Origin of the sequence: Brevundimonas sp. (assembly GCF_036676055.1) — a bacterium.
Taxonomy (GTDB): Bacteria; Pseudomonadota; Alphaproteobacteria; order Caulobacterales; family Caulobacteraceae; genus Brevundimonas.
The window spans coordinates 76,363-83,886 of the sequence record NZ_JAKFDS010000049.1 but is presented as its reverse complement, the minus strand read 5'-3'; the positions used below and the strand labels follow the sequence as shown (position 1 = coordinate 83,886).

The 7,524-nt window shown below is 72.1% G+C and carries 7 protein-coding genes; 4 read left to right on the top strand and 3 right to left on the bottom strand.

Translation table 11 applies throughout. The annotated features are described in order from the left end of the window. Window positions 1–78: 78 nt before the first annotated feature. Window positions 79–1,029, bottom strand: coding sequence for an MJ0042-type zinc finger domain-containing protein (locus V6M45_RS08230; protein ID WP_332655381.1), 951 nt, complete (start codon window positions 1,027–1,029; stop codon window positions 79–81). Window positions 1,030–1,099: 70 nt separating this feature from the next. Here V6M45_RS08230 and V6M45_RS08225 point away from each other — a divergent pair, with 70 nt between their 5' ends. From V6M45_RS08225 to V6M45_RS08210, 4 genes are read left to right on the top strand one after another with little or no spacing between them, the layout of a single operon-like run. Beyond that, the gene (locus V6M45_RS08225) at window positions 1,100–1,810 is read left to right on the top strand and encodes a cell division ATP-binding protein FtsE (RefSeq protein WP_332655379.1); all 711 of its coding nucleotides are present in this window, start codon (window positions 1,100–1,102) and stop codon (window positions 1,808–1,810) included. Beyond that, on the top strand, window positions 1,807–2,685 hold the full coding sequence (locus tag V6M45_RS08220) for a cell division protein FtsX (protein ID WP_332655378.1): 879 nt from the start codon (window positions 1,807–1,809) through the stop codon (window positions 2,683–2,685). The genes V6M45_RS08225 and V6M45_RS08220 overlap by 4 nt, the downstream gene beginning before the upstream one ends. Window positions 2,686–2,694: 9 nt before the next feature. Beyond that, window positions 2,695–3,324, top strand: coding sequence for a YdcF family protein (locus tag V6M45_RS08215; protein WP_332655377.1), 630 nt, complete (start codon window positions 2,695–2,697; stop codon window positions 3,322–3,324). 1 nt (window position 3,325) lies between these two features. Continuing rightward, window positions 3,326–4,066 carry a lysophospholipid acyltransferase family protein gene (locus V6M45_RS08210; protein WP_332655376.1) on the top strand — a complete coding sequence of 247 codons (741 nt, stop codon included), beginning with the start codon at window positions 3,326–3,328 and terminating at the stop codon, window positions 4,064–4,066. On the opposite strand, the gene pdeM is transcribed toward V6M45_RS08210, so the two are convergent. Next, complete coding sequence (gene pdeM, locus V6M45_RS08205) at window positions 4,063–4,794, bottom strand: ligase-associated DNA damage response endonuclease PdeM (RefSeq protein WP_332655374.1); 732 nt, start codon at window positions 4,792–4,794, stop codon at window positions 4,063–4,065. The two genes, V6M45_RS08210 and pdeM, sit on opposite strands and share 4 nt — an antisense overlap. After that, window positions 4,791–7,472 (bottom strand): ligase-associated DNA damage response DEXH box helicase, encoded by a 2,682-nt coding sequence (locus V6M45_RS08200; protein WP_332655372.1) that lies wholly within the window; start codon window positions 7,470–7,472, stop codon window positions 4,791–4,793. The genes pdeM and V6M45_RS08200 overlap by 4 nt, the downstream gene beginning before the upstream one ends. Window positions 7,473–7,524 lie beyond the last annotated feature (52 nt).

The window sequence follows — 7,524 nt, the reverse complement described above, 5'->3', positions numbered from 1 at the left end:
GGGGCGATCTGCGCCGCCAGTTCGGCGACGATGCGCTGAACCTCGGCTTCGGGCAGGAGAACGGTGGGCTTGGGGGAGTCAGCCATTCGAGGCGGATACCGCCTCGACCCCATGGATGTCCACCACCGGCACCGCATCGATCGGCTGCATATCCATCGGCGCCGCCGATCCGGGCGCCAGGGCGGGGCGCAGGCCGGCTGCGCTGGCCTCATGCAACGGGGCTGACGTCGGTTCGTGAACGGCCGGCGGCGCGGCGCGGCGGCTGTCGGCCCGGACGGTCGCGGGAGCGTGGGGTTTGGCGGAACGGGCGGAGGGCGCGTCCAGCACGAAATCGACGCCGATGCCCTGGCCGCGCGCGCCCGGATCGGCGATCACGGCGGCGAAGCCCTGGACCTTGCCGGGCAGGACCGGGGCGGCGTCGATGCGGACTACGGCGTGGCCGATCTCGGCCCCCTGACGGTCCAGCAGGGCGACCCGCACCGGGGGGGCGATACGCTCTTCGTCGCGCACGTTGCGGAGCGCGCCGGAGATCAGAACCTTGCCGGGGTCGTTGGGGGCGGCGCGGGCGGACACGGCCTCGAACTCGAGCCCGGTCGGATTCACCGTCAGACCGACGGCGGCGTAGGCGGCGGCGGCGCGGGGCGCCATCTCCACCACCTCGACCCGGAACAGCCAGGCGGCGGTCAGCAGGGCGGCGAAGCCGGAGGCGATTCCGGCCCAGACCGCGCCATGGGCGGCGGCGCGGCGCAGACGACGCTGCTGCTCGGCGCGGGCGCGGAAGGCGCGGGGCAGTTCCGGCGCCGGGGTCTCGGCGAGGGACTCGGCGACCGAATCGGCCGGCGGGTCGTCGCGGCGGGCGAAGCTGGTCGGCTCCAGCCCCGGCGGGGAGACCGACAGCTCCAGCGGCTCATCGAGCGTGGCCCGCCAGGTGTGTTTGCAGCTCTTGCAGCGCACCGTGCGGCCGCCGGGGCCGATCGCCTCGTCGGGGGTGAAATAGCTGGTGGCGCAGGACGGGCAGGTCAGTATCATGTGCGCTGACTGAGAGGCGTTCCGCCCCCTCCCGTCGCGGCTTCACGGCCGCGTCCTTGACCCAAAATCGATGCCCGTTCAGCCCCGCCGCGCCGCCCTTACCGACTCCGCGACCGACACTGTCCGCCTTTCGGGCGTGAGCTTCGGCTATGCGGACGACCCGGACGTGCTGAGGGACGTTAACCTCATATTGCCCGCCGGCTCTTTCCACTTCCTTACCGGGCCGTCCGGGGCCGGAAAGTCGACACTGCTGAATCTGCTGACCCTGGCGGCGCGGCCGACGGCCGGAAGCGTCGAGTTGTTCGGCGAGGATGCGGGCGCGTCGCCGCGGTCGGCGCTTCCGGGCTTCCGGCGGCGGATGGGGATGGTGTTCCAAGACTTCAGGCTGCTGGATCACCTGTCCGCCTTCGACAATGTCGCCCTGCCCCTGCGGCTGGCCGGGGCGAGACGGGAGAGCTACGCCGGCGACGTGGGGGAGATGCTGGACTGGGTCGGTCTGGGCGACCGGATGGATGACCGGCCGCCGACGCTGTCGGGCGGCGAAAAGCAGCGGCTGGCCATCGCCCGGGCGGTGGTGACACGGCCCGAACTGATCCTGGCCGACGAGCCGACCGGCAGCGTCGACGCCGCCATGGGCGAGCGGCTGCTGAAGCTGTTCCAGTCGCTGAACCGGCTCGGGACCACGGTGCTGATCGCCAGCCACGACGCCGCGCTGGCGGCGGCGTCCGGGGCGTCGGTGTTGCGGCTCGAGAGCGGCCGGTTGCGCGGGGGCGAAGGATGATCGGCCGGCTGACAGGCCGGGCCCCGATCCTGCCGCGCGACGGCGGGGGCGAGCCGTGGCTGGCGGCGGTGATCGCCGTGCTGTGCTTCCTCGCCTGCCTGTCCGCGGTCGGGGCCCTGTCGGCGGACCGGGCCGCGCACGGCTGGGCCCGGCAACTGCGCAGCGAGGCGACGGTGCAGGTCCGCCCCCGCGTCGACGAGACCGGGGCCGAGGCCGCCGCGCGCGCGGCCCAGACCCTGGCCGGGGTCGACGGCGTCGAGGAGGCGGAGGCCATGGACCGCCAGACGGCCGAGGCCCTGCTGCGGCCCTGGGTCGGGGACGCGGTGTTGCCCGACCTGCCCCTGCCCCATCTGGTCACGGTGCGGCTGGACCGCGACGCCCCCGCCAGCGCGGTGAGCCTGAGCCGGGCCCTGGCCGAGGCCGGGGTCGACGCCACGGTGGACGACCACAGCCTGTGGGGCGGCGAGGTCGAGCGATCGGCGGCGCTGATCACCGCCCTGGCCGTCGCAGCCTTTCTGCTGACCGCCGGGGGCGCGGGCGCGGCCATTGTCTATGCGACCCAGGCGGGGATGGCGGCGCAGCGGGGCCTGATCGAGACGCTGAGCCTGAACGGCGCCACGGACGGACGGGTCGCCGGCCTGTACCAGACCCGCTACGCCCTGCTGGCGGCCGGCGGCGGGGCGGCGGGAATGCTGGCGGCCATGGCCCTGGTCGCGGGGTTGAGGCTGCTGGGCGGGACCGACGGCGTCACCCCCGCCCTGCCCGTGGCGTGGAGCGACGTGCTGATGCTCTCGCCATGCCCCCTGCTGGCCGCTACGGTGGCGCTTGTTGCGGCGCGGATGACCGCGCTGGCGCGACTGCGGGGCGGTCGCTAGGTTAACGCCATGAAGTTTCTGACCTTCATCGCCATCGTGGCCCTGATCTGGCTGGTCGGCCTGTTCGCCTTCGCCGACCGGGTGCGCGGCTTCACCCCTGCCGCCGAGCCGGCCCGGGCCGACGCCATCGTGGCCCTGACCGGCCCCTCGGCCGAGCGGGTCAACGCCGCCATCCGCCTGCTGGAGCAGGACAAGGGCGCGCGCGTGCTGATTTCCGGCGTCAATCGCGAGGTGCGCCGCCAGGAGCTGCGCGCCCTGACGCCGGGCTCGAACAAGCTGTTCAACTGCTGCGTCGACCTCGGCTTCGAGGCCGAGGACACCATCGGCAACGCCCAGGAGATCGCCGCCTGGGCCGACGCCAAGGGCTATGACAGCCTGATCGTGGTGACCTCGGACTATCACATGCCGCGCGCCCTGACCGAGATCCGGGCCGCCGCGCCCGGGCTGGAGCTGACGCCCTATGCGGTGGAGACGCCGTCGCTGGACGATTCGGGCTGGTGGCGGGCGGCGGTGACGGCGCGGCGGATGACGCTGGAATACATGAAATACCTCGCGGCCCTGGGCCGGGCCCTGATCGGCAACGTCCGCGGCGAGGCCGCCGCGGCGGCCCCCGATGCGCCGGTCGAAGGGGCCGCCTGAGGTGACCGCCCTTCGCTCGCTCGTCTTCGTCGCCTGGCTGTATCTGTCGATGGCCCTGTTCGCCGTCGGCCTGTCGCCGGCGCTGCTGATGCCCTACCGGCAGGCCATGTGGGTGATCCGGGGGTGGTCGCGCTTCTGCCTGTTCGGCCTGCGCTGGATCGCCGGGGTGAAGGTCGAGTTCCGGGGGCTGGAGCACCGGCCCGAGGGGGCGGCCCTGATCGCCGGCAAGCACCAGAGCATGCTGGACGTGATCGCCCCCTTCGCCATCCTTCCGGACAACTGCTTCATCATGAAGAAGGAGCTGCGGCCCCTGCCCTTCTTCGGCTGGTTCGCGTGGAAGACCGGGATGATCGCGGTCGACCGCTCGGCCCATTCGAAGGCGCTGAAGGAGATGGTCAAACAGGCGCGGACGCGGTTCGCCGACGGGCGGCAGATCCTGATCTTCCCGGAGGGGACGCGGACGCCGGTCGGGGCGGCGCCGGACTACAAGCCGGGGATCGCGGCGCTGTACCGGGACCTCGACTGCCCGTGCGTGCCGATGGCGACGAACTCGGGGGTGCATTGGCCGGCGCACGGGTTCCGGCGGTATCCGGGGACGGTGGTCTATGAGTTCCTGCCGGCGATCCCGGCCGGGCTGAAGCGGGCGGAGTTCATGGGCCTGCTGGAAGAGCGGATCGAGGGGGCGTCGGACGCGATGCTGGCGGCGGAGAACCGGCCGGCTCTGGACCGCAACCCGGCTTAACTCAGCCTGTCCCACGGCAGGGCGTGCACCCTGCGCTCCCCCAGCGCCGCCGCCAGCGGCGGCTCCCCGAACAGCCCGGCGATGGCCGGATCGCGCACGTCAAGGCCGCCGGTGAAGGCGCCGAAGGCCGGGAGGACGGCGCGACGGCCGTCGGTGACGAAGGCGGGGCGGCGGACGCCGCGGCCGTGGGCGGCGACGCGGGCGGCGGGGTGGAGGTGGCCGGCGATCTCGCCCGGCTGCACGCCCGGTTGGGGTTCGTGGATCAGGTTCAGCGACCCGAGGGAGAGGGTCTCGACCACCTCGCCCGGGAGAGCGTCGAGGCTTCCGGCGAGGGCGGCGATGTCGTGGTTGCCTTCCAGCCAGACCCAGTCGCGGCCGGCGGCGAGGCGGTCGAGGCGGGCCCTGTCGTCAGGGGCCATGCGCCCGATGGACTTGGCGTCGTGGAAACTGTCGCCGAGCAGGACCACCGCGGCGGGCTGGAGGGCGTCGATCTCGGCTTCCAGCCGGTCGAGGGTGGCGCGGCTGTCGTAGGGCGGCAGCATCTGGCCGCGGGCGGCGAAGGCCGAGCCCTTCTCCAGATGCAGATCGGCGGCGATCAGGGTGCGGTGGTTCAGCACCCACAGGGCGCCCGAGCAGCGCAGCACGCAGGGCTCGCCCTCGATCGAGACGCGCAGGCCGCCGCTGGGGCAGCGGGCGGGCGACAGCAGGGTGCGCAGGGCCGCGTTCACCGGACCGTCTCCGCCGGGGCGTCGCCCATGACCTCGGCGATCAGATCTTCCTCGTCGAAGCCATAGGCGCTGGCGTCGAGGATCATCTCGGCGGCCTGTCCGCCGCCGACGCGCTCGCGGCCGATCTGGACGAGGACGGGGACGCAGAAGGGCGAGGGGCGTTCGAGGCGCATCAGCTTGATATGGCCCTGGATGCGGGCCAGCAGCTGGCCGAGGCGGGCGACGTCAAGCAGGCCGGCGGCCGCGTCGGCGCGGGCGGTCTTGAGCAGCAGGTGATCGGGTTGATGGCGGCGCAGCACGTCGTAGATCAGGTCGGTCGAGAAGGTCACCTGCCGGCCGGTCTTCTCGTTGCCCGGCTGGCGCTTCTCGATCAAGCCGGAGATCAGGGCGCAATTGCGGAAGGTGCGCTTCATCATGAAGCTCTCCTCCAGCCAGCTCTCGAGGTCGTCGCCGAGCATGTCGGGCTCGAACAGGGCGTCGAGGTCGAGCCGGTCCATCGGCTTGATCGACCAGATGGCGAGGGAATAGTCGGTGACGACGAAGCCCAGCGGGCCGACGCCGAGCCGGTCGAGGCGGCGGGTCAGCAGCATGCACAGGGTGCCGTGGGCGAGGCCGCCGGCGAAGGGATAGGCGACGAGGAAATGGCGGCTGCCGCGCGGGAAGGTCTCGACCAGCAGGGCGGCCTCGTCGGGGATGGCGGACTTCGCCTCCTGTAGCTCCAGCCACTCCTGCACGTCGGGGGGCAGGACGCGCCAGTGGTCGCGGTCCTGGATCATGGCGCGGACGCGGTCGGCCAGCGACGTCGACATGGGGAATTTGGAGCCGCCCCATGAGGGGATTTTCGGGTCCTTGTCCTGGGCGTGGGTGACGAGGGCGTCCATGCCGTTGATGCCCTGGAAGGCCCAGACCTGGCCGGCGAAGACGAAGGTGTCGCCGGGCGACATCTGCTCGAAATAGTTCTCCTCGGCCTCGCCCACCTTGCGGCCGCCGATCAGCTGTTTCGAGGCGCCGCCCCGGCGCGAGGCGATGCGCACGTTGAGGGTCGCGGCGGCGACGATGGTGCCGACGTTCATGCGGTGGCGCTGGGCGGTCTGGGCGTTGCGCGCCTTCCATTTGCCGTCGCGGGTGCGGACGATGCGGGCGAACCGTTCGTAGGTGCGCAGGGCGTAGCCGCCGGTGGCGACCAGATCGACGACCTCCTCGAACTGTTCGTACGTCAGGCCGCGATAGGGACCGCAGCCGGTGATCTCAGCATACAGATCCTCCATGGCGAAGGGCTCGGAACAGGCGCAGCCCATGACGTGCTGGGCGAGGGTGTCGAGGGTGCCGGTGTGGACCGGCTCCCAGTCGAAGGCGTTCTCGGCCACCGCCTCGCGGGCGGCCTGGCATTCCAGCATCTCGAACCGACTGGCCGGGACCATCAGGGCGCGCGAGGGCTCGTCGAGGCGGTGGTTGGCCCGGCCGATGCGCTGGACGAGACGGGAGGCGCCTTTCGGGGCGGCCAGCTGGATGACGAGGTCGACGTCGCCCCAGTCGATGCCGAGGTCGAGGGTCGAGGTGCAGACCACGGCGCGCAGGTCGCCACGCGCCATGGCCGCCTCGACCTTGCGCCGCTGTTCCGCGGCGAGGGAGCCGTGGTGCAGGGCGATCGGCAGGCTGTCGTCGTTGATGGCCCAGAGCGACTGGAAGACGAACTCGGCCTGCCAGCGGGTGTTGACGAAGATCAGGGTCATGCCCGAGCGGCGGATGGCGTCGTAGACTTCCGGGATGGCGTGCTGGCCGGTGTGGCCGGCCCAGGGGACGTGGCCTTCGGAGATCAGGACGTCGACGACGGGCGGGGCGCCGGGGTCGCCGCGGACGATGGTGACGACAGCGCCTCCCTTCCCCCTCGATGGGGGAAGGGTCGGGGATGGGGGTGGAGCCGGACCGTCTCCGGATACGGAACGAGAGGCGTCGTCGAAGCCTCCCGCACCACCTTCCGTGAGACCGGCGTATACACCCCCTCCCAACCCTCCCCCATCGAGGGGGAGGGCTTGCGCACCCGGCCTCAGCCAGTCCGCGATCATCTCCGGGTCGTCGACCGTCGCGCTCAGCGCCACCCTCCGCATCTGCGGCGCATATTTCTGCAGCCGCCCCAGCCCGAGGTTCAGCAGGTCTCCGCGCTTGCCGCTCCAGATGGCGTGGACCTCGTCCAGCACGACGCATCTGAGATCGGCGAAATACGACGGCGCGCCGTCCCAGGCGCAGAACAGGGCCAGCTGTTCGGGGGTGGTCAGCAGGATGTCGGGCGGGAAGTCGCGCTGGCGCTGGCGTTTGGACTGTTTGGTGTCGCCCGTGCGGCTTTCGACGTGGATGTTGAGCCCGATCTCGCGGATCGGCGTCATCAGATTGCGCTCGACGTCGGTGGTCAGGGCCTTGAGCGGCGAGAGGTAGAGGGTGTGGACGCCGGAGCCGGGACCGGTCTCCGGCTTGGGCCCGCGTTCGGCCAGCTCGATCAGGGAGGGCAGGAAGCCGGCCAGGGTCTTGCCGCCGCCGGTCGGGGCGACCAGCAGGGCGTGCGAGCTGGCCTGCGCCGCCGCGATCATCTCGAGCTGGTGGCGCCGGGGCGCCCAGCCGCGCGAGGCGAACCAGTCGGCGAAGAGCGGCGGAAGCGTTGCGGGAGCGGGCGGCGGCGTCACCCTCGGCCTATAGCATGTTCCCGTTCCGTTTCACGCCCTTCCGCGCTATCTG